Below are 20,529 nucleotides of genomic sequence, written 5' to 3'. Positions count from 1 at the left end.
AGCGGTGCGGGGCCGGCTTCCGTGACGCTGAGGTTGGATTTGCCGATCAGATGTCTGCTCGCGGTCCCGTCGCGTCCTTGCGGACCAGACCATGGCGAAGGGAAGGCACCAAAGCTCGCTTCTTGCGAAGCGAGTTCCTCCAGGCATCAACGAAGTCGACGATCGGGCCAAATGGGACCCTGCGGAATCTTGCGAACTTCATCGAAGTAAAAAAAGACGCCCGTCCAGCCGGAGCCAGGCGGGCGTCAAGATGAAGAACTCTGTCTTCGTTTCCGATTAGAGCTCCCCTGGGTCGCGGCGTCCGAATAGGCGGATGACCGGATTTGCGATTGGATGAAGGCGCCAAAAAAGAGCTGGCGAAATTACGGCGTGCTCGCCGAGCGTAGGATTTGGCTCGCGGGAGCCGGGCCTTTTCGTTCAAGCGCGAACTCGCTGACCTCGAGCTTTTGTCCGACCTGCGCGACTATGACCGGCGCAACGCGAAGATCGAGCCGCTCCTTCACGCGCTCTTCGAGAATGAACAGCGGGCGCGCAACCTTCTCTCCGAGTGCGATCGGGTCGGTCACCTCCGGGCCGCCTCCGGCGAGCAATATCCAGTCGCTCGCCCGCGCGTGGCCAAGCGCCCAGTTCAGGTCGCGCGAATGAACCACGATCAGGCGCTGCGGCATCGACACATAGGTGAGGGGGTTGAAGGTGTAGCCTTTGGGATAGAGCAGTTTGCCGTCGTCCAACCGGACCTCAAAATCGAGCGTGTGGAACGGCACGACGCTTCGTTTCCTGTTCGCGCGCGCAACGCCGAGGGCGGCTGACTGCATTGCGCTCCACTTCTCACGCGGACCGAAACGACCCGCGATGCTTTTCGGCTGCTGCGCAACGCGCGCCTCGATTTCAGAAAGGGCATCGGGTTCAGCGATCGCCCAGGTGCGCCCGATCGCCGCGGTCTGTCCACGCGCCGTGGCGGCGATGACGAATGCCCCAAACACGAGCATCAACGAGGTGCCAAACTGCCAGGCGGCCACTCGAATGCTACCGCGATCATGTTCCACGACGATATCTCCTCCATCTTTCTCGCGGATCGGAGCTGCCAACACCGATGATCGCACCGACAAGTGAAACCAACGAGAGAAGGCTCAGCACGACGATGAGCGATCGCGGCGAGTTCGCGATTGGGCCGGGCGCGGCGAAGAGGATGAGGGCTTGCGCCTGGCCGAGCATCAGGCCACCGACGGCCAACCTGACCGCGATGGGCGAAGGAGCGTGGGAGAGGAGGCCGTTCATCGTGTCCGCCGATGACCGCGCCACCGGAGCATCAGACCGCTCGTCACGGACGAGAGCCAGATCAGGACCAGCCCGCTTGCGAAGCAAGCGATTCCGACCGTCACCGACGCCTGCGTAAACAGCGACGTCGGCTGGTCAACCAGCAGTCCGGCGATGAGAACGAGGCCAGCCATCATGACGGATTCGATCATGACGAGCCGGAACCGCCAACCCAGTGCCTGCCGCTCGGCCACTGCCGCAACGGCCGCGTCGAACAGCGCCCGATCGGCGGGCAACATGGCGTCGAGCTGCATCGCTAGCTCGTCGGGATGGAGCGAAGGCCGCTTCATGCCGCTGGCTCCGATGCTCGCGGCAAGTCGCGGCTATCGCCCAATATCTCGCGGGGATCGACGTCGGCGAGCTCGCACACAGCCTCGAGCGGCGATCGCCCGGCCCGGATCAGTGCTTCGAACGCCGCGACTTCGCCGGGCGCGCTGGTGTTGATCCAGTAGCTGAAGGGATCGACGACAAGCCGCGCGACCCCGAGCCCGAGCGGAGAGTCGATGAAGACCTCGCTATAGTTCGGCTTGTTGTTGCGGACCGATTTCAGGAGGTCGAGGACGAACCCGGAATAGTCAAGAATTTTGCTCTCGACAGCACGATCATAGGTGGAGCCTTGCAGGAGGAACCGCGTTGCCGCATTCTCGAGGATGACTTGGCCTGTGCCGCCGAACAGCGTGAGGTCGTTCATAGACTGGAGGACGATGCCGAAGCTGCCCTGATATTTGCGGGCACGGCGGTAGCCTTGTGCGAAGGCTTCAGCCAGCCGCGACAGATCCTGACCATCGCTTTTCGTCATGAACTGCGCTGCTTCGTCACAAAGCACGAAGCGGGGCCGGTCGCGCGCCGAGAGGTAGAGCTCCTGCGTCACCGCATTTACCACCACCATGACGATGACGTTGAACAGGTCAGGCATGGCTTTCAGCCGCTCGAGCTCGAGGACGACGAACTCGTCGGCGGAGATGTCGAAGGTCGACGGCCCGTTGAAGAAGTGCCCGTAAGCGCCATCCGAGCCGAAATCCCTGAGATTGAACGCGAGCTCGCGCGCGACCGGCTTCAGATGCTCGACACGGTCGAGATCGGCTGCGGCAAATTGCGGATAGGCACCGAGCCAGGCGCGGACCGAGTCGATGCCTTCATCGGCATAGCCCCCATCGATCGTCCACTGGACGGCCGACTTGATGAGATTCCATTCTGAGGTCGAAACGCCTTTGCGCGTCGCCGCGTTCCCCATCTCGGCAACGATCGCGACCGCCATCGCGATCGCCGAATGCTTGTCCTCGCCGTCTAGCGCGAGCCCGAGGTCGAACGGGTTCAGAACCAGCCGTTCCTCGCCGACGTCGATATAACGACCCGAGCAGAGGGTGCAGAGCTTGCGGTAGGATCCGCCAATGTCGATGATGCGGATGAGGGCGTTCTGGGCATAATATTGCCGGCAGAGATCGTTGAGGAGGAAACTCTTGCCCGCGCCGCTTTCGGCCGCGACCACAAAATTATAATTGTTGATGCGCGGATCGAAGAGGTCGAGTGTGACGAGCTGACCCTTGCGGCCCACATAGAGCAGGGCAGGGCGGCCGCCTCCGCGAAAGTCGGTCTGGATCGGCGCCATCAGCGCTGCCGCCTTCACCGGCATCCGGAAATCGCGCTCGAGCATCTTGATCGTTCGGCGCTCGGGATAAAGGCCGAACGGCAGGCTCGCGGTCAGCAAGATCGGATTGAGGTAGGATTCTTCCTGCACCATCCAGGGCAGCGGTTCACTTTCCCAGAGGCGCTTGGCGCGCGCGGCCATCTCGCGGGCGTGATGGGAATCGCGGCCGAACACCCAGACGGTCGGCATGACCGAGACGAAACGGCTGTTGCCGGCCTCGTCGAGCACCCAGCCGATTTCCTCGATCTGTTTGCCGACCTCGACCGCAAAGCTGCCCGCCGCTTTCTGCGCCGACAATATCTGGGCGCGCTTGTGAATTTCGAACTGCGAATGGTCGAAGAGGATGTTGAGGCAATAGAGGAAGGGGCCGCCAATCTGGTCGCTGTCCTCGGCGCTCCCGCGCATCCCGCCCATCAGCCGGTTCATGTGTTCCGCGGTAACCCGCCTCGCCGGCGCTTTCGGCGTCAGGCAGCGTGCGACCTGGCCCCCGAGGAACACTTCGGGTCCGTCGAAAGCGAGATCGGGGCCGGCATCGACGATCTGCTTGCGGATCGGCGGGGCGGGGTGCCCGGCTGCACCGCTGGCGAATACGCCAGGAGCGTCCTCGAAGACGCCGTTGAAGATACGGCGATAGAAGGAGATCATTTCGTGCGGCTCGACGCGGCGAATGCCGAGCTTGGCAAGCTGCTCTTCGATCTGGCGGCGCAGGTCGCTGTGCATGGGGGCGCGCGTTTTGACAGCGAGGAAGGTCCGGAAATCACGCACCGGAATGCCGTGGAGCGCGCCAAGCCCGTTCCGGCCTTCGTTTAGATAAGCGTGCGTCCGGCGCGCCGATGCCTGGATCAGCGGATCTGGCCGGGTCTTGAGGTCGAGATAGGCGTCGAGCGCTGGCGCAATCAGCGGGTCGGCGAAGCTGATAAGCTGGACGACGCTGTTCTCGGGAAACTGGACGTTGAACAGGCCGAGCAGCGCCTGGTGAACATGCGCGAACATATAGGCGGTAGGGGTCAACTCCCAAGCATAGCCCCAGCCATCATCGATGCAGAGAAAGGCTTCCTCTTCCTCGACCCAGGCGACGAGCGGGAGGAAATCCGAATAGCGGTCGCGCGCAACGGCGCGGTGCAGGTCGGAGAAGGTAAGACCACCGCCGGTTCCGGGCGCCTTCATGGCCGCGGCTCCGCGCGCGCGGGCACAACCGGCGGCGTCAGTTCGCTTCCGGGCACCTCGCGGATCTGCTCGAGCACCGGCACGCGCGCCGCGGCTGAGACCGGCGGCACGAGATAGCCGCCGACGACCCAGGAGGGGGGCTCAAGCACCGAATAGACGAAACGCGGCATATAGAGCCGGTCGGGCCGGTTCCGATCGGCATAGGGCAGGATCAGTGTTCGCACCGCCTGCGCCGGCCGCAGCATCGGCGCCTCGGGCGCCTCGATCAGCCCCTGAAGCTCCCGGTAGACGCTGTCGCGGTAATCACCATAGGCATCAGCATCGCTGCGTCCTCGGCGCGCGGTGCCGCGCTGGTTCGCCTTGAGCAATATCTTGTCGCGTGTCACCGCCGGGTCCGAACGCGAAGCCCGGCCCTCCGCCGCATCCTCATAGGCTTTCTCGGGATGGATGCACTGGCCGTGATCGTCGTTCTTGCAGCTGAACTTTTCGCTGTACGGCGACATCGCTGAGCCGAGCGTTGCGCACCCTGAGAGTGGCAAGACGCCGGCAAGCAAGAGTGCGGCTGAGCAGAGGCGCGCGCGGCGCCGGTTTGACATATCGGTCATCGATATTCCTCCGAGGATGGGCGGGGGCATCAGAACTTGCTCCCGGCGGTCGGCTTGATCTCGAGCGTGACGCCTTCCTGGATGACGACGACGACGTCCTTGGCGGCGCCCACTTCGACGATAGGTCCCGCCTGCCGCGCGAGATCGAGATAGAAGTCGGTGAGCTTGTCGGACGACTTCGAGAGGCCGCCTGCGATCCCCACCTTGGCGGCGTCGCCGACATCGAGCGTCCGCACCGAACCCAAGGCCGATGTCGACACGTCACCGACCGTGTTCTCGACCGTCTGGCTGATCCCGCTGATCGTGCCGGCGATGAAGGCGCGCGCGAGACTCGCGCCGGCGCGCGTTACCACCTTGCCCGACAGCCCCTTCTTGCCGTCGGTGTCGACGAAGAAACCCTTGATCGGCTGGTCGACCACCGAGCGTTCGTCGAAATCGACGCAGGACAGCGATACGAGCTGGACCTCGACCCGCTCCTTGGCGAGGCTGCCCGTCGCGTTGCCGATGACGAAGCAGCCCGAGAGATTGGCCTTGACGTCATTCGGCAGCACGGCGGGCGCCTGGACGCGCGCAATCAGCGGCTCGGGGTTCGAGGTAGCATCGCGGCTCGCGAGCGCGTCGATCCCGGTCAGCAGCCGCGCCTTCATGAAACCAGGTGGCAAATAGATCGTCCGGGTCTTTTTTTTAGCGCCAGACGGCGCGCCCTTGCCATCGGCCGCGGCAATCGTGCCGGGGGCGGTCACCGCGGCGCCGATCGCGCCGACGGCCTTTTCAACTGGGGGCGCAGGAGGAGCAGGGGGCGCCGCGGGTGGTGAAGGAGGTGGCGGGATCTCGCCCGTCGCGATTTCGGCATCGCCGGGCGCGGGTGGATAATCCGGTATCGCGCCCGGCAGAGCCGGGGGAAGCCCGGGGTCGCCGTCGGGAGGTGCGCCTGGCTTGCTGCCGGGCACGACCTTGCCCTCCTCGATCGCGGTGACGCGGTCGCCGAGCAAGGTCTGGCCATCGAGAATCTTCTGGAGGTCGCCCCGCAGCTTGGTCTCGAGGCTGTCGCCGCGCAGGCCGGCGCCCATGTCGAGCTTGGTCACCGCTGGCGCCTCGGGCGCCTTCTCATCTCCGCCTGTACTCGCCGCGTAGAGACCGGTACCGAGCATCGCGACGACGCCCGCGACACTCAACTGCTTGGCGCGCAGCTTCTGTTTCGAGCCCAGCGTCGCCCAGCGCTCCTTGAATGCGAGAAGAGCGGGGCCGCGAGTGGCCTCGGGCGGAAGCGGTTTGCCGACCTCGCCGAGATCGAGCGGCTCTTGTTCGGGCGTGTCGTTCATTCGCCGTCTCCCCGGCGGATAACGATCAGCCGCGCGCTTTCGCCCGCCTTGAGGCTCAGTCGGTCGAGCGTGACTGCGAAGATGTCGATGCCAAGCGCGCGGTCGAGGAACTGCTGTTCCTCGAGCACGACATCGCTGTCGCTACCGAGGCGATACTCGGAGACGGAAAGGCCGGAGCCTTCGATCGCGAGACGCCGGCGCTCGACGAGCTGCGCCGAGGGGAGGCCGGCAATCGTGATCGTTCCCGACCGCGGCGCGACCTCGGTGAAGCTTGCCGGCACGCGGTCCTGAAGCATCGCGAGCGTGATCGACACTGCCCTCTCTTCCTCGACTAGCGGCCCGAGCAGCTCCTCATTGGCCCGTGCGCGCTGCGGCCGTCCGGGAGCAAGCGTGACCGTTTGCGCGGGAATTTCCGTAGGCTCGGCATAGAGCGGATAGATGGCCCCGTTGCAGCTGATGAAGAACTCAGAGGGTGTCGTCACATAGCTGCGCGTCACCATACCCATATCGTCGACTTCCTTGACGAGAAACTTGATCCAGGCGTCGGAGCCCGCGCGCTCGACCGCGATCGCCTTCTCGGCCGAGAATTTTACATCCTCGATCTCGCCGCCGACGCAGACGATATGATTGACGTCGCGGTTTGAGAGGCGGATCGTGCTCATCTGGTCGGGAAGGACGGTGATGGCTTGCGCTGATGCGGGCGCGGGCAACAGCAGCGCGGCAACGGGCAGCGCCGCCGCGAGCCTAGCGAGGCTGGACATCGAATTTCTCCTCGGTGAGCGAAATGACCCAGAAGCGTCCGTTCTCGACGGCGTAGCGGACGCGAAGTTCGCCGCGGAACTTGCGGATGACACCGCCGATCACGCGGACCTTCTCGATCGGGACCAGGATGTCACGCTCGGTCCACTGGACCGGCTGATCGGGGCGGATGTAGGTCGCGATCGACAGCGTCGGATTGCCCGCGAGCTCGTCCAATATGCCGTTCAGGCTGTCGCGCATGCTGTCGTACGCCGATGGATGGACGATCGAGAGCAGTTCCTGGAACTGCCGGTCGGCCGAGTAGGCCGAATAGGTCCCGGCGAGCGCGACGATATTGCGCGTCATCGTGCGGATATAGGCGGCCGATGGCTTCGAGCCGGTCACATAGAGATCGCCGCCCGAACCGAACGGCACGACCACCGTGCGCTCTTTCTGGTCCGAGCTGTAAATGACCGTGCCAAGCACCGCGGTAATGCCGAACAGCCCGACGATCGCGAACTTGAGCAGCCGGTTCTCTTCGAAGAGGTTCGATGAGCCCTGAATGTACCGATGGATCCCGAAGCTGGCGGGTTTACCGAGCAGCGGGTCGACCGGCGCGCTTCGGGGTTTGCGATGACGCGAGAACATCTGCGGCCTCACTCGTAAAATCGGGTTTGGGTCGGACCCGGATAATGGCGAAAGCGAAGCATCCCCCAGCGCCATGCGAGATGGGCGAGGAAACCGCGCGGCTGCGCGCGCTTCCATGGCAGGAAAAGGAGAAGGGCCGCGATGAACGCCCAACCGACCAGTCCGCCGACGATGACGGCGACGAAGATGGTGGTGACCACCAACACGAACTCGTCCGATCCGAACCACAGGATCTGAACCGGCTTGTGCAGATATTGGGGCAAGCGTTCGTCCATCGACCCTTCTCCTCCTGCTACGGTCCTCACCAGCGAAGCAAATCGAAAGCGAAGACGAGGGTCCGGGAGCACTTCCTCCCGGTGACCGGAACGTGGGCGAGCGTGGAACCCGAATGCTTGCCCACGTTCCGATGCCGTCAGATCACCATGCCGAAGGTTTGAAGGATGCTGTCCGCCTTAATGAGGCAGACGGCAGCGACGATCGTCGGGATGCCGATCATGATATTGCTGAACAGTCGCGACACGCCGAACAGGAAGGCGGCGACGCCCCCGACGAAGCCGAGCGGGCCTTTGACACCCTGGTTCACGACAATGTCGTAGATGTCGTAGCCGAGATCCCCCGCCACGGGCGCGGTAAAGGCGTGGGCGCTTGCCGCGAGGAGCGACAGAAGCAGGACCGGTACGCCGACATCGGCGGCCGAAAGTACGGTTCTGGTAAGTTTTTTGACCATGAATGATTGCTTTCTTGGGCATTGGGCCGCCCTGAACTCTGCCTGCCGGCATCGATGGTGATCGTTGTCGGCCGACGGCGGTGCTGGACGGCCCGAAGGGGCGTCGCCGCCGGCATTCCGGTGCGTTGGGACCGAGAGCGATGATGCTCTCTGCGTCCGAGCAGCCGCCATGAAGAGATGGAATTCAGCGAGAGACACGGTTGGTCTTCGCCGAGGATAGAAAGGCCTCGATCTCGGCCTGCTGAAATCCGGAGATGAGCTTGCCGCCCGCGATCAAGGTCGGCGTCCCGCTGACACCAGCGGCGCTGACCACTTTGGCGTGAGCTTCGACCTTTCCGCGGCCTTCAGCGCAGGTTCGCAGCGCTGTCGGCGCGGCACCCGAATAGATGGCTTTAAAGGCTACCGCCTTATCGACTGAGCACAGGATGTGCTCGGACTTTGCCGCGGCTTCCGGATGAATGCCGCTCACGAAGAATATGAGACGCCGGACCGGTTTTCCCTCGGCGGCCTTCGCTGCCCAATATCGATTAAGCGCGCGACAATAGGGGCAGTCGGGATCGGTAAATTCGATCACCGTCGGCGCATCCTTGGGGCCGATTTCAAGCGCCTGTGAGGAGTCTATCGATTTCAGACGGTTGGAGATGCCGGCTTCCTGCGCGAGGGCTGTCAGATTGACGCCGTTCTTGTCGAAGATCGACGCGAACAAGAGATGCTCGCTCTCGGGCGCATAATAGACGATCCGGCCGCCAGCACTCGCTTGATAGATCGCGCCTTTCACCGGCGCCGGTTCGAAATCATCGAACTGGAGATTTGTGAAGGTTTGCTTGAGTTGCTGCTCCGCCTCCGCTGCGGCTTTTGCCAGCAACACCTTCTCCGTCTTCTCTTGTGCACAAACGACCGGCGAGGCGAGAAGTGCGGCCGCCGCCAGTAAGACGGCAGGTTTCTTGAAGGGGCCGTTCGCCGATAATGACGATAACCGGAATCGAGGCGCAGCACGATCGTTCGCGGAATCGCATGACATGAGTCCTCCCTGGCGCGACGGCGCCCGTTCGATGTGGGTTGCGTGAACGTCCGATGAGGCAGCCAGTGATAAGTCAGCCGGTCGGAACGGAGGGATAGATGGACGCGCTGTGAGCCAGCGGCAATCGTGAGGGCAGGCGCGTTCCCCAAGGCGGCACGATTGTGCCGCAGCCGAGCATCGTGATTCCAACTTTCATATTGGAATCAATGAATTGAAGGGAATTGCGTCAGGCGCGACACAGACTGAAATCCTTGAAGATGAACGAAGCTAATAGACTGAAAGCATCTCTACTTGCTGTGTCGCTCAGCGATAGCCAGCCTCGCATGGAGCGCTAGCGCACCACATACTATTCGGACGGAAGCTCATGTCGGACACCAGGACATGCGAGAAGGGCGGCGTCGCTTCGCTGGATCAGCTCAAGGAGTTCTCTGGGCGGCGCATCGAAAGCGAGCGTCTTCGCCGTCGCTTGAGTCAGGAGCATCTTGCCCGCAGAGTTGGATTGAGCGTTCGTTGGCTACGAGAGATCGAGAGCGGTAACCCGGCCGTGGCGCTCGATGACCATTTACGTTGCGCAGCGGCGCTCCGTCTCGCGCCCGCGTTCGTCCTTCTTCCCTTGTTGGACCCTGACTACAGCCAAGCTTCGTCGATCGATCCAGCGCCATTCGAATGGGCCGACATCGAATATCTGATCTGGACTCATATCGGCAGACGAGCAGGATGGGCTGCACACCGCGGCGAATTTGAACGCGCCCAGGAACCTCTGCGCGCCGAGGTTCGAGTCCCTGCTGAAAATCAGTCAAGAACAGCACAATCTTTACCTGCTACTCAGGATAGGAGCTAAAATTGCTACTTCTGAAAATTTGTCAAGTGAACCAGGGACAAGGATTTGCGTACCCGAGTTGCATTGCGATCAGAACGACGAAGTTCGGGGCAAACCGACATCCCAGGATCGTCCAGAACTTGCCAAGATACTCGATGGCTTCTGAGCTGCTACCCGTTTCTGGACCGCCCTGCTGGCAGCCTTCCAGCGTGCTGACATCAGGGCGGGCCATGTGCCGCTGATGCCAACATGAGCGATATCGGTGATTTGTTCTCGATCGCGCTGTGCGGTCGTACCTCGTTGTAGTCCCTACGCCAAGCCTCGCATTTTCGCACCGCGTCATCCAGGCTCATGAACCAGTGGGCGTTAAGGCATTCCTTGCCGTTGAAGCTCTCGATGAACGCGTTGTCGGTGGGCTTGCCAGGCCGCGAGAAGTCGAGCGTCACGCCCTTCATGTAGGCCCACAGATCGAGCTCGCGGGAGATAAAATTCGCTGCCATTGTCAGCCCTGATCGAGGCGGGATAACCCACTTGCGCGCAGCCCCGTTCCAGCACCTCGAACACATCCGGTGTCCGGTGCAGGCGCGATTGCCGCTCGACGACGTGTTCATCGCGCTGAAGGACGTGATCCCACACCTGACACGCTCGTCGCTGCACCGTTGCCTGCAACGCCACGGGATCAGTCGGTTGCCCAAAGCCGATCGGGAGAAGCCGAAGAAGTTCAAGAAATATGAGATTGGCTACTTCCACGTCGATATCGCGGAACTGCGCTATGAAGGCGGAAGAGGCTTCCTCTATGTCGAAGTGGACCGCACCTCGAAGCTGGTGTTCGCCCGCATCTATCGCCGGGCGACCAAGCTTGCCGCGGCAGCGTTCCTGCGCGTGCTTATCAAGACGGTGCCATACAGGATCCGTGGCCTGCTGCCGGTTTGGTGGACACCGAGATAGGGTGTTTCCACCTATCGGAGGTCCACAATGCAAAGAAGGAAGTTCAGCCGCGAGTTCAAGCTTGAGGCGGTGAGGATGGTCCGCGAACGCGGGGTGACGATCGCGCAGGCGTCGCGCGATCTGGATGTGCATGCGAACGTGCTGCGTAAATGGGTCCGGGAGCTTGCCGCCGATCCGGGTCATGCCTTTCCCGGTCACGGTCAGATGAAGCCGGAGCAGATGGAGATCGATCGCCTGCGGCGCGAGCTGGCCAAGTTGAAGGCGGAGCGCGACATCCTAAAAAAAGCCGCCGCCTACTTCGCGAGGGACTCGATATGAAGTTCCAGTTCATCGCGAAGCACCGAGGGATCTGGCCGGTGGCATGGATGTGCGGGGCGCTCGGTGTCTCGCGAAGCGGCTTCCATGCCTGGCTGATCCGCCCGCCGTCGCAGCGTGCCCGCGACGACGAGGTGATCGGTGCGAAGGTCCGTGCCAGCCATGTAGGAAGTTATCGCACTTATGGCGCGCGCCGTGTCTGGCACGACCTGCTGGCCGATGGGGTGTCCTGCGGCCTGCACCGGATCGAACGGCTCATGCGGGCGCAGGGTCTGCGAGCGAGGCCGCGGCGACGCGGGCTTCCCAAGGATCACGGCGATCGTTCGGTCATCGCCGGCAACGTGCTCGATCGCCAGTTCACGGCAGACAGGCCGAACCAGAAGTGGGTGGCCGACTTCACCTATATCTGGACGGCCGAGGGATGGCTCTATGTTGCTGCGGTGATCGACCTGTTCTCGCGCCGGGTGGTCGGATGGTCGATGACTCCCAACATGACAGCCCAGCTCGTCACCGATGCGCTGATCATGGCGATCTGGCGGCGCGGCAAGCCCGATGCTCTCCTGCATCACTCGGATCAGGGCAGCCAGTATACCAGCGAGCAGTTCCAGCGGCTCATGGCCGACAATGGGGTCACCTGCTCAATGAGCCGGTCCGGCAATGTATGGGATAATGCCGCCATGGAGAGCTTCTTCTCCTCGCTCAAGACCGAGCGGATCGGGAAGAAGATCTACCGCACGAGGGCGCAGGCGAAGGCCGACGTGTTCGATTATATCGAATGCTTCTACAACCCGACCCGGCGTCACTCGACCTTGGGTTACCTCAGTCCTATCGACTTCGAACGTGAAGCTGGGGTAGCCTGAATGAACTTATCTCGGTGTCCACCAAACCGGCAGCAGGCCACCGTAAGCGCTAATTTACCCCCACATTTTCGAATGTTCTGAGATCGTTATGTTGCGCGCCTTCTGTATCGGGAGCGTAACTAGCGATGGGCGATGTAACGACGTTCGAAAGTAGCTTCGAAAGCAACGGGAACGGTCGTGCTCGCCCGATGGAGGTGATCCCGGCGGGTCGCGAGCGTCGGCAGTGGACGCCGGAAGCGAAGGCCCGGATCATCGCCGAGAGTATGGCGCCGCGGGCGAACGTCGCGGATATCGCGCGCCGGAACGATATCCTGCCGCAGCAGCTCTACGCCTGGCGCCGGGAAGCGCGCGAACGGATGGAATCGGACGACGCGCCGGCCTTCGTTCCGGCAATGGTCGAGGAGCCGAAGGCGCAGGGCAGCGGCGCCGAGATCCGCATCAACATCAAGGGCATGACGATCCGCATTCCCGACGGCGTGACTGCCGACCATATCGAGCGGGTGCTGCTCGCGGTGCAGGTGTCGACATGATCATCCCGCCGGGACCACTCAAAGTGCTGGTGGCGGTGAAGCCGGTCGACTTCCGCAAGGGAATGGTGGGCCTGGCGTCGCTCGTGCAGCACGAGCTGAACCGCGACCCCTTCTCCGGAATCATGTTCGTGTTCCGCCGCAAGCGCGCCGATCGGATCAAGCTGCTGCTATGGGACGGGACCGGCCTGGTGCTGGTGACGAAGCGGCTCGAGACGGGCACGTTCCGCTGGCCGCGCTTCGGCGACGGGGTGATGAGCCTTACCGCGGCGCAGGCTTCGGCGCTGATCGAAGGGCTCGACTGGGCGCGTGTTCATGCCCCGCGTGTGGCGCGTCCGGTGATGGCGTTATAGGCCGTGAAAATGACTCGTCTTGCCGCACAAAACGGGCAGAAAACCGCGAAATAATGTATCCATCCGCACCATGAGCGAGGGGGTGGAAGAGCTGCCCGACGACGTCGAGGCACTAAAGGCGATGATCATCGCCGAACGGCTCCGCTCCGCCCGGCTCCAGCACCTTCTTGATGTCCTCAATCGCATGCACTTCGGCAAGCGGTCGGAGAAGATCGACAGCGGCCAGCTCGCGCTGGCGCTCGAAGATCGCGACGTATCGATGGCCGAAGCCGAACTGCTGGTCGAACAGGGCGAGGAAGCCACCGGCATCGCGCCGCCGCGGCGCAAGCGTGCGGCGGACGAACCCGCGCCTCGCTGCCGGCGCATCTTCCGCGTCACGAGATCGAGATCGCGCCGGAGGCCGGCTGCTGCGCGGGCTGCGGCGGTGCGCTGCACCGGATCGGCGAGGATCGGTCCGAACGACTCGACATCATCCCCGCCCAATATCGCGTCATCGTGACGGTGCGGCCGAGGATGGTGTGCCGATCGTGCGGCGATAGCGTCGCGCAGGCGAAGGCTCCCGCGCATGTGGTGCCGGGCGGCCTGCCGAGGGAAGCGCTGCTCGCCGATATCCTCGTCAAGAAATACGCTGATCACCTTCCGCTCTACCGGCAGGCGCAGATGTTGGCGCGCCAGGGCGTGACGATCGATCGCGCGACGCTCGCGGGCTGGGTCGGCCGCGCGGCGGGCTATCTGAAGCCGATCGTCGACCGGCAGAAGGCGGAGCTTCTGAAGAGCGATCGCCTGTTCGTCGACGAGACCACCGCGATGGTGCTGGCGCCGAGCAGCGGCAAGACGAAGACGGGCTACCTGTGGGCGATGGTCCGCGACGACCGCCCGCATGGCGGGGTCGATCCACCCGCGATCGTTTACAGCTACATGCCGGGCCGGGGCGGCATGTGGGCGGCGAAGCTCCTCGGCGAGTATCACGGCATCCTGCAGGTCGATGGCTATGAAGCCTATGGCCAGTTCGGCAAGGCGGGACGTCCCGGCGGACCCTCGGTGCTGGCCTATTGCTGGGCGCATGTTCGCCGCGGCTTCTTCGACGCCGGCGGCAAGGGCGATGGCGCGCCGATCGCCACCGAAGCGCTGCACCGGATCGGGCTGCTCTACAACATCGAGCGCGAGATCCACGGTCGCACGCCCGAGGAGCGCCTTGCCGTCCGCTAGGCGCGGTCCAGCCCGATCGTCGACGAGCTGCATGACTGGCTCGACGCCAAGCGCCGGCGCATGTTCAGCGGCTCGCCGACCCTCAAGGCGATCAACTATGCACTGAGCCACTGGGCCGGGCTCGTCCGGTTCCTCGACGATGGCCGGATCGACATCGACAACAACCCGGTGGAGCGGTCGATGCGGCCGATCGCACTCCAACGGAAAAATGCGTTGTTCGCGGGCCACGAACTGGGCGCCGAGAACTGGGCGGCGATCGCGTCGCTGATCGAGACCTGCAAGCTGGGTGCGATCAACCCCGCCGCCTACCTGGCCGACGTCCTTGCCCGCATCGTCACCCGCGGCGACGGCGAGCCCATCGATGACCTGCTACCTGGGAACTGGGTCGATACAAAGGCCGCCGAAATGACGTTCGAAACGAGTGCCACCGCCAACGCCGCCTGAGCAAAGCACGATCGAAATTAGATACAACGAAATTAGGCGCCAGCTTCTAATCGAAGCCCGCGCCCGTCCGCCCCGCGTGGGGGAAAATTATCACTTACCAGGATCCACACCATCCTGACAGATAACGGCGTACAGTTCGTGCAGCGGGACCAAGGCGGGCCACTGGGATGGATCGGCCATATCTTCGGCCGTGTCTGCGAGCAGAACGGCATCGAGCATCGCCTCACCAAGCCCTATCACCCATGGACCAACGGCCAGGCCGAACGGATGGTGCGCACCATCAAGGAGGCCACCGTCAAATCCTTCCATTACACGTCGATCAATGAACTGCGCCGCCATGTCCGCGACTGGCTCGTCGCTTACAACTTCGCCAAGCAGTTGAAGGCTCTGCGCTTCAAGACAACCTACGAGGCCATCGAAGAGCTCCGGAAATCCAAGCCAGATATCTTCAATATGAAACCACTCCATCACATGCTGGGACTAAACACCTAACAGTCCACGCGGACCACTCGGTGGGGGCCGGTCAGATTCGAGGGGCAGGAGCCAATGTGCCTCCCATATCGCTCGCGCGAGACGCAAGTTTCCGCAGTGCGCACGCCGGACGTATCTCACACCCATTCCTCGCCCAAGACTGCAATTGGCGCATGAAATCGGCGTCGGAGGGCCTGCTACTGGCCCTCCGACGCCGCGATTTTCATGCGGTATAATTTTTCCCGATCGATTGGGACAGCTAAAGCATTAGAATTTTGCGCCGATCGCGACACCATAACGCCGCGGATCAAGCGTGTAGATATTTGTAAAATTACCGGAAGATGCATCGGTGACATAAAGTCCGGTAACTGAGTTGCTATCGAAGATATTCTGAACGAACCCCCGGACAAACCAGCGCTCGTCGGCACCATTCAACTGCAAAACTGCATTAGCCTGTACGAAAGGTTGGATGCGATTAATTCTGCCGTTGAAGATATTGCCATATTGCTTTCCGGTCATGGAAATGTCGACGCGGGGGACGAGTGTCATACCATTCCCGACCTCTGCCGTGTACTGCACGCCCATCGAGACCTTGACATTCGGCGCTTGCGGCAATGTGTTGCCCTTGATGTTAACCTCGACGCCAGGACTCAATACCTGGATCCCGCTGTTCGCAGGGATAGCGCTCGCGAGGACACCGCAAATGCCGAACGCGCCGCTGGAGGCGATATTGCCGTCCGAAGGAAATTCCTGCGGTGCGCGAAGGCCGAGAGCCGCATTTACGCCCGCAACGAACGCATCAGCAACGCCAGGCGCAGGTCCCGTGACAGCGCAGTGCGCACCATTGCTGATGTCCTTGATAATCACGGCATCAGGATCCCCGCCGCCCGGATCACGCGGATTGGAGAAGAATTGATCGCCGGCGACCTTGGCATTGAGATAGCTGAAGGACAGATTGATAAGCCAGTTCGGGTCCGGCCTGATGACAGACTCCAGTTCGACACCCCAGATATTGGCGTCAACCGTGTCATTCACGGACGTTCTTGCCACGATGCGGCTGAGCTGCAGTCCACTATATTTGTAGTAAAATGCGGTGGCATTGAGTTGTAACGCGCCGTTTGCGAAGACGTTCTTGGAGCCGATCTCGAAGGCATCGATCGTTTCAGAGCCGAAACTCTCGCTGACGGCGAAAATCGGAGAAAGCGGAGGATTGATCCCGCCGGATTTGTAACCCCTAGAATAAGATGCATAGAGTGAATTGTCCGGCGTAACCTCGAAGGCCAGAACTGCTCGTCCGGTAATTTCGTCGAAGCTTACTTCGCGAAACTGGGCGAGCTGTTGGCCCGGCGTCCCCGGGTCGGCATCGAAAAGCCCAGACGGCCCGGTGAGGGGCGTTATCGGGGTATCGAACGGATCTCCATCATTGGCATAAGGGTTCAGGAAACTGATCAGCGTCGTACGCGCCGTCACATCCTTCTTGTCATTATTGTAACGCAGCCCCCCGGTCAACGTCAGCCGGTCGCTTAGATCGAAATAGACCTCGCCGAAAATGCCATAGCTCTCTAGATTCGATTCCAGCGAGTTGTTCCGATACATCGACGTCGCGAAATAGGATGGCGGAAGGCCGCCCGACAAGGAGCCGAATGAACCCAATACGGCACTGGCGTAATCGAGCGCAAACGAGTTCACATAATAGCTATTGTCGGTGGTTTTCGATTTCGCGTAAATTCCGCCCAACAGGAAATTGAACGGCCCGTCGAAGTCACTCGTGAGGATGAGCTCTCCGCTCCACGATTCGCGTTGTTCCGAAGATCGATCGAAAGAAAGCGGCGTTTCGGAACACAGCGAGTTCCCTTCGAAAGCGCCTCTGCTTCCATCATCATTATCCGACGTGCACAGCACGCCCTGCGGACCGTCCGGGATTAGAGCGCCGGCAATCGGCGAAAAATAGGCCGAAGAGCCGGGAATGAAGGCTGGCGCCGGCGGAGCAAGACCTGTCGGTAATCCGTTAGCCGCAAAAAAGTCCAACGTATTGAGCGCCGGGGCGAAACCGGCACGGCTTTGAATTCCAAGAAAATAGTCCTGCCTGGAATCGACTTCAGTATCCTGATAAATGCCGGTGGCCGTCAGGGTCATCGCGCCGAATTTTTGCTCAAGGCGCGCCTGCACCTGTAGCTCTTCGGCAAAATAGAAAGGGGTATAGGCCGTGTTGACGACACGCACATCGCCAGGCTCCTGAAACCCGGAAAACCCATCAGGGCCATAAAGGCTGCCGAGGCCGAGCACGGCGGGAATGCCCTGAATGGCGAAGAACTCGGATGAACTGAGCGTCGCACCGACCGTTGAATTTGCGTTCGTGGTATCGAAATCACGTCGATTGTTCAGGCATCCGAGCACGCCCAATGGATCGCGTTGGCACGTTTGTTTCTGGTTTCTGAGGCGCGTGTCCTTTTCCCGGAAATAATAGCCCATGAGATCGATCGTCGTATCAGGACCGGGTTCGAAACGAAGGGAGCCTCGCAACGCATAGAGGTCCCGAGCGTCGATGTCCGATCCATCATAGAGATTCGTCGTATAACCGTCGCGGTTCACATATATGCCCGCCAGCCTCACGCCGATCATATCCCCGATCGGGACGTTGACCATGCCACGCGCTTCGATGCTGTTGAAATTGCCATACTCGAATTGCGCTTCAGCCTCGAAACGGGAGAGTTTGGGTTTCGCGGTCACAACATTCACGACCCCGGAGGTCGCATTCCGGCCGAACAGGGTGCCTTGAGGTCCGCGAAGGACTTCAATCCTTTCCAGATCGAAATATTCGGTCTCGAACAGGCGTGTTCCGAACAAGGGGGATCCATTGACATGGATTGCGGTCGCAGCATCGCAGGTGACGCCGACGCACAGGTCGCCAACGCCGCGAATAGTGAATGAAGCTGAGGTGAAATTGCCTTTCGAGAAAGATACATTGGGCAGCGTCAGCTGTAGATCCGAGGCATTTTCGATCTGCTGGCTTTCAAGCGCCTCAGCGCTGAATGCGCTGACAGCGATCGGTACGTCTTGCAAGCTTTGCGCCTGACGTTGCGCTGTCACGACGATGACATTGTCACCGCCATCTGGCTCTTCGGCTATGACTTCCTGAGCATTTGAGACCTGTGGCAACGCCATCACGACGGCGCTTGCCAACCAATAGGCTTTCTTATTCATCACCCTATCTCTCCCTGTCTCGATTTTTTCGTTTCTTGCGCGAACCCGTCCTTGTCCCCGATTGTCGATGTTCAAAAATGGGGCAGCTCGCCGAGCTGCCCCGAGTTTGAGGAGTGGCCAGAAGGAGATTTCCGGAGAGGAAAAGATTCTCGCCGCTCGGCTGGAAGATGAGCAGTTTTTCGGCATTTGGTAAAGAACTTTATTATGGCACTTTATTATTTTGCTCGGGGCGGTGGGAGGTGTGCCATCTCAGATCCGAAGATATCAGTTTATACATCCGATGCTTGCTGTCAGCGCTTCAGCCTTGGCGCGGTCGAGCGCGCGCCGACGACTTTTGGATGCGGCTGCGGTACGGCATGCCCGATCCGGAGCGCATGACCCGCGTGGTCGAAAGTTGGATAGCAGTGCAAAAGGCCGGGCTCTGATCCCGGCTGGTGGAAACCAGGGGGTCAGGTCAGTTCACCTATTCCTTCCCGTTCATTTTAGAGTCATCAAGATCGTATTAACCACGTCACGGTCCCTGCCGGGCAGGGCTTTCACGTGGGGGCATCCATGACCAGAACCAAACCATCCCTTAAGTCAGCTATCCTGTTGGCCAAATAGGATCAAGGCGACCGGCGCACCAATTTACCTCGTGACTGAGCCATGTGCGCGCGAAAACCGTCACCACTTCGATGGGGATTCGACATGACATTGCCATTTCACATGCCGTCCACAATCCGCCTTTCGGGTGTAGGTCTTGCCGCTTGTGCGATTGCCACGATTGCTGCCGCAAGTGCGCAGGCGCTACCACTATCCAGCTTCAAGGATCAGGGCGTCGACCATATCTTTGGCAGCTACGCCCCGCGCGGCGACTGCTCAAAGGAACCGCGCGTAACCATCGATGAAAAGGGCATGACGTTCCGCGCCAATGGTCGGGAAATAAAGCCCCCTCGGGTGGAATATGCTCTCACCTTCATGGGCCAGAGCTATGACGGCATCATGGCAGTATTTTTTCCCTTTCCAGTTAGCAGCAATGATTTTGGTCGGGTTCTCATGTATGTGAACGACGACGAGAAGCGCGGTGTCATCCGCTTTGAATCCGATCTGCCGCGCGGCCAACGCCCGGCTTCTTTCCATGCGGCCTTCACGGGTGGCGGCCCGTTCACGCTCTGCCAGGGCAGCGCTCTTGCTGGCACGCCACTGCCGCCACGGCCTGAGCCGGCGGTGGCCGTGCAAGGCATTCCAGCGGAATGGACCAATCTCGCCAGCCTCGTCGGCAAATATCCGGGAAGCTACGCCAAGGACAATATCGACCTGTTCGATAAGGGTACCTTGGCTGCGGCATTGAAGGCCCGGATGGGGCCGAAGATGGCTGCGCTGCGGACCAATCTCTCAGCCGTCTCGCCATTGCAGCGGGCTGGGAACTATTACTATCTTTCCGGCAATGCGCAGCATCAGGGCGGTGTGGAGCAGGCCTATATAATAATAGACCCGGCGCGCCGTGCGGTGCAGGTGGGCCTTTGGGAGCGCGGCAAGCTAACAGTTTATCCGTCTGCTTCGGGCGTTAGGCTGCCGATTGCGCCGGAAATCAAGACGCTGTTGGACAAAAGCCCGCCCGAAACGGCAGTGCCGCTTCCCGGTACACCCTGGGAAGTTGTACCGGTGCAAGGTCGCGCGCCCATGGCTTATGTGAGCGCCGCGGCATCGCCCAACATCGAAGCCCTCAGTCTCTATTGTGAAGGCGGAAAGCCCTACATGGCGATGCTGCTCAACAAGCCCTCCGCCGACAATGCGATGACGATGACGTGGAACTTCTCCGGTCGGCTCGTTAGCATATCCGTTCAGCGCGCCAATGCGAACGGCACTCAATGGATCGGCGGCGTGACGGGTACGCAACTTGTTCCCCTGCTCATGCAGCAAAGCGGGACGGTGATGCTACGTATCAACGGGCGGCTGGAAGGCGAAGCCTCGCTCAGCAATTCAATTGCAGTGCTGCGCGATACCCTGCGGGGATGCGTGCGGCTCTGACCTGTGAGAACGGCGCCGCCTCCATTTCAGGTGCTCTGCCACCTGAATTCTGGACCAGTTGCGGTTAGAGTTTTCCGCCGTAGATATCATTGGCTGGGCGAGGAGTTAGAGCGGGATGACATTTGGCTGATTCAAAGGGGATTCTTTTTTGGGCGGTTTTCTGATTCATATGTGG

17 protein-coding genes and 4 pseudogenes are annotated in these 20,529 nt (G+C 61.3%); 8 read left to right on the top strand and 13 right to left on the bottom strand.

The window, feature by feature from the left end:
• Positions 1 to 362: 362 nt before the first annotated feature.
• The 11 genes from AN936_RS14395 to AN936_RS14350 form a co-directional block, all read right to left on the bottom strand.
• Positions 363 to 989, bottom strand: a complete 627-nt coding sequence (locus AN936_RS14395; RefSeq protein ID WP_054590308.1) for a hypothetical protein — start codon at positions 987 to 989, stop codon at positions 363 to 365.
• Positions 990 to 1,035: 46 nt separating this feature from the next.
• Complete coding sequence (locus AN936_RS24730; RefSeq protein ID WP_054724994.1) at positions 1,036 to 1,278, bottom strand: hypothetical protein; 243 nt, start codon at positions 1,276 to 1,278, stop codon at positions 1,036 to 1,038.
• Positions 1,275 to 1,607 carry a hypothetical protein gene (locus tag AN936_RS14390; protein WP_054588712.1) on the bottom strand — a complete coding sequence of 111 codons (333 nt, stop codon included), beginning with the start codon at positions 1,605 to 1,607 and terminating at the stop codon, positions 1,275 to 1,277. The genes AN936_RS24730 and AN936_RS14390 overlap by 4 nt, the downstream gene beginning before the upstream one ends.
• Positions 1,604 to 4,132: a TraC family protein gene (locus AN936_RS14385; RefSeq protein WP_054588711.1), complete on the bottom strand. Its 2,529-nt coding sequence runs from the start codon at positions 4,130 to 4,132 to the stop codon at positions 1,604 to 1,606. Before AN936_RS14385 ends, AN936_RS14390 begins: the two co-directional genes overlap by 4 nt.
• The gene (locus tag AN936_RS14380) at positions 4,129 to 4,737 is read right to left on the bottom strand and encodes a TraV family lipoprotein (RefSeq protein WP_054588710.1); all 609 of its coding nucleotides are present in this window, start codon (positions 4,735 to 4,737) and stop codon (positions 4,129 to 4,131) included. Before AN936_RS14380 ends, AN936_RS14385 begins: the two co-directional genes overlap by 4 nt.
• A 29-nt stretch (positions 4,738 to 4,766) precedes the next feature.
• Positions 4,767 to 6,059, bottom strand: coding sequence for a TraB/VirB10 family protein (locus AN936_RS14375; protein ID WP_054588709.1), 1,293 nt, complete (start codon positions 6,057 to 6,059; stop codon positions 4,767 to 4,769).
• The gene (locus AN936_RS14370; RefSeq protein WP_054588708.1) at positions 6,056 to 6,820 is read right to left on the bottom strand and encodes a type-F conjugative transfer system secretin TraK; all 765 of its coding nucleotides are present in this window, start codon (positions 6,818 to 6,820) and stop codon (positions 6,056 to 6,058) included. The genes AN936_RS14375 and AN936_RS14370 overlap by 4 nt, the downstream gene beginning before the upstream one ends.
• The gene (locus AN936_RS14365; RefSeq protein ID WP_054588707.1) at positions 6,804 to 7,445 is read right to left on the bottom strand and encodes a TraE/TraK family type IV conjugative transfer system protein; all 642 of its coding nucleotides are present in this window, start codon (positions 7,443 to 7,445) and stop codon (positions 6,804 to 6,806) included. Before AN936_RS14365 ends, AN936_RS14370 begins: the two co-directional genes overlap by 17 nt.
• An 8-nt stretch (positions 7,446 to 7,453) precedes the next feature.
• Positions 7,454 to 7,720: a type IV conjugative transfer system protein TraL gene (locus AN936_RS14360; protein ID WP_054588706.1), complete on the bottom strand. Its 267-nt coding sequence runs from the start codon at positions 7,718 to 7,720 to the stop codon at positions 7,454 to 7,456.
• 137 nt (positions 7,721 to 7,857) lie between these two features.
• Positions 7,858 to 8,172 (bottom strand): hypothetical protein, encoded by a 315-nt coding sequence (locus AN936_RS14355; RefSeq protein ID WP_054588705.1) that lies wholly within the window; start codon positions 8,170 to 8,172, stop codon positions 7,858 to 7,860.
• A gap of 184 nt (positions 8,173 to 8,356) precedes the next feature.
• Positions 8,357 to 9,193 (bottom strand): DsbC family protein, encoded by an 837-nt coding sequence (locus tag AN936_RS14350; protein ID WP_082665251.1) that lies wholly within the window; start codon positions 9,191 to 9,193, stop codon positions 8,357 to 8,359.
• Positions 9,194 to 9,557: 364 nt separating this feature from the next.
• On the opposite strand from AN936_RS14350, the gene AN936_RS24230 reads away from it, so the two are divergent.
• On the top strand, positions 9,558 to 10,034 hold the full coding sequence (locus AN936_RS24230) for a helix-turn-helix domain-containing protein (RefSeq protein WP_081997358.1): 477 nt from the start codon (positions 9,558 to 9,560) through the stop codon (positions 10,032 to 10,034).
• A 197-nt stretch (positions 10,035 to 10,231) separates the two neighbouring features.
• Here the strand turns inward: AN936_RS24230 and AN936_RS14345 are convergent.
• A pseudogene (locus tag AN936_RS14345) lies at positions 10,232 to 10,580 on the bottom strand (integrase core domain-containing protein); the annotation flags it as partial.
• A gap of 6 nt (positions 10,581 to 10,586) precedes the next feature.
• On the opposite strand from AN936_RS14345, the pseudogene AN936_RS14340 reads away from it, so the two are divergent.
• The 6 genes and pseudogenes from AN936_RS14340 to AN936_RS14310 all read left to right on the top strand — a co-directional run.
• Positions 10,587 to 10,937 (top strand): annotated as a pseudogene (locus tag AN936_RS14340) (IS481 family transposase); the annotation flags it as partial.
• 51 nt (positions 10,938 to 10,988) lie between these two features.
• Positions 10,989 to 12,136, top strand: a protein-coding gene (locus tag AN936_RS14330) for an IS3 family transposase (protein ID WP_095385752.1) whose coding sequence is annotated in 2 segments (ribosomal slippage) — positions 10,989 to 11,247 and positions 11,247 to 12,136 — 1,149 coding nt in all. Because the reading frame shifts where the segments join, the coding sequence is not laid out codon by codon here.
• A 188-nt stretch (positions 12,137 to 12,324) separates the two neighbouring features.
• A complete protein-coding gene (gene tnpA, locus AN936_RS14325; protein WP_039581028.1) occupies positions 12,325 to 12,666 on the top strand; it encodes an IS66-like element accessory protein TnpA in 342 nt (113 codons plus the stop codon).
• Positions 12,663 to 13,016, top strand: a complete 354-nt coding sequence (tnpB, locus tag AN936_RS14320; protein WP_054588704.1) for an IS66 family insertion sequence element accessory protein TnpB — start codon at positions 12,663 to 12,665, stop codon at positions 13,014 to 13,016. The genes tnpA and tnpB overlap by 4 nt, the downstream gene beginning before the upstream one ends.
• A gap of 70 nt (positions 13,017 to 13,086) precedes the next feature.
• Positions 13,087 to 14,669 (top strand): annotated as a pseudogene (tnpC, locus tag AN936_RS14315) (IS66 family transposase).
• A 99-nt stretch (positions 14,670 to 14,768) separates the two neighbouring features.
• Positions 14,769 to 15,161: pseudogene (locus AN936_RS14310) on the top strand (integrase core domain-containing protein); the annotation flags it as partial.
• A gap of 246 nt (positions 15,162 to 15,407) precedes the next feature.
• On the opposite strand, the gene AN936_RS14305 reads toward AN936_RS14310, so the two are convergent.
• Positions 15,408 to 18,344, bottom strand: coding sequence for a TonB-dependent receptor (locus tag AN936_RS14305; RefSeq protein WP_054588702.1), 2,937 nt, complete (start codon positions 18,342 to 18,344; stop codon positions 15,408 to 15,410).
• A 687-nt stretch (positions 18,345 to 19,031) separates the two neighbouring features.
• Here AN936_RS14305 and AN936_RS14300 point away from each other — a divergent pair.
• The gene (locus AN936_RS14300; RefSeq protein ID WP_039575466.1) at positions 19,032 to 20,354 is read left to right on the top strand and encodes a hypothetical protein; all 1,323 of its coding nucleotides are present in this window, start codon (positions 19,032 to 19,034) and stop codon (positions 20,352 to 20,354) included.
• Positions 20,355 to 20,529: the final 175 nt, after the last annotated feature.

This window comes from Sphingopyxis macrogoltabida, from assembly GCF_001307295.1.
Taxonomy (GTDB): domain Bacteria; phylum Pseudomonadota; class Alphaproteobacteria; order Sphingomonadales; family Sphingomonadaceae; genus Sphingopyxis; species Sphingopyxis macrogoltabida_B.
The sequence above is the reverse complement of the archived record's forward strand: the minus strand, read 5'-3'. Positions and strand labels throughout refer to the sequence as shown.

Excerpts from the sequence above, each read along its gene's own strand:
- AN936_RS14350 (WP_082665251.1), bottom strand. The coding sequence starts at position 9,193 with ATGTCATGCGATTCCGCGAACGATCGTGCTGCGCCTCGATTCCGGTTA.
- AN936_RS14375 (WP_054588709.1), bottom strand. The coding sequence starts at position 6,059 with ATGAACGACACGCCCGAACAAGAGCCGCTCGATCTCGGCGAGGTCGGC.
- AN936_RS14390 (WP_054588712.1), bottom strand. The coding sequence starts at position 1,607 with ATGAAGCGGCCTTCGCTCCATCCCGACGAGCTAGCGATGCAGCTCGAC.
- tnpA (WP_039581028.1), top strand. The coding sequence starts at position 12,325 with ATGGAGGTGATCCCGGCGGGTCGCGAGCGTCGGCAGTGGACGCCGGAA.
- AN936_RS24730 (WP_054724994.1), bottom strand. The coding sequence starts at position 1,278 with ATGAACGGCCTCCTCTCCCACGCTCCTTCGCCCATCGCGGTCAGGTTG.
- AN936_RS14380 (WP_054588710.1), bottom strand. The coding sequence starts at position 4,737 with ATGACCGATATGTCAAACCGGCGCCGCGCGCGCCTCTGCTCAGCCGCA.
- AN936_RS14365 (WP_054588707.1), bottom strand. The coding sequence starts at position 7,445 with ATGTTCTCGCGTCATCGCAAACCCCGAAGCGCGCCGGTCGACCCGCTG.
- AN936_RS14370 (WP_054588708.1), bottom strand. The coding sequence starts at position 6,820 with ATGTCCAGCCTCGCTAGGCTCGCGGCGGCGCTGCCCGTTGCCGCGCTG.
- AN936_RS24230 (WP_081997358.1), top strand. The coding sequence starts at position 9,558 with ATGTCGGACACCAGGACATGCGAGAAGGGCGGCGTCGCTTCGCTGGAT.
- AN936_RS14305 (WP_054588702.1), bottom strand. The coding sequence starts at position 18,344 with ATGAATAAGAAAGCCTATTGGTTGGCAAGCGCCGTCGTGATGGCGTTG.
- AN936_RS14395 (WP_054590308.1), bottom strand. The coding sequence starts at position 989 with ATGCTCGTGTTTGGGGCATTCGTCATCGCCGCCACGGCGCGTGGACAG.
- AN936_RS14300 (WP_039575466.1), top strand. The coding sequence starts at position 19,032 with ATGACATTGCCATTTCACATGCCGTCCACAATCCGCCTTTCGGGTGTA.
- AN936_RS14385 (WP_054588711.1), bottom strand. The coding sequence starts at position 4,132 with ATGAAGGCGCCCGGAACCGGCGGTGGTCTTACCTTCTCCGACCTGCAC.
- AN936_RS14355 (WP_054588705.1), bottom strand. The coding sequence starts at position 8,172 with ATGGTCAAAAAACTTACCAGAACCGTACTTTCGGCCGCCGATGTCGGC.
- AN936_RS14360 (WP_054588706.1), bottom strand. The coding sequence starts at position 7,720 with ATGGACGAACGCTTGCCCCAATATCTGCACAAGCCGGTTCAGATCCTG.
- tnpB (WP_054588704.1), top strand. The coding sequence starts at position 12,663 with ATGATCATCCCGCCGGGACCACTCAAAGTGCTGGTGGCGGTGAAGCCG.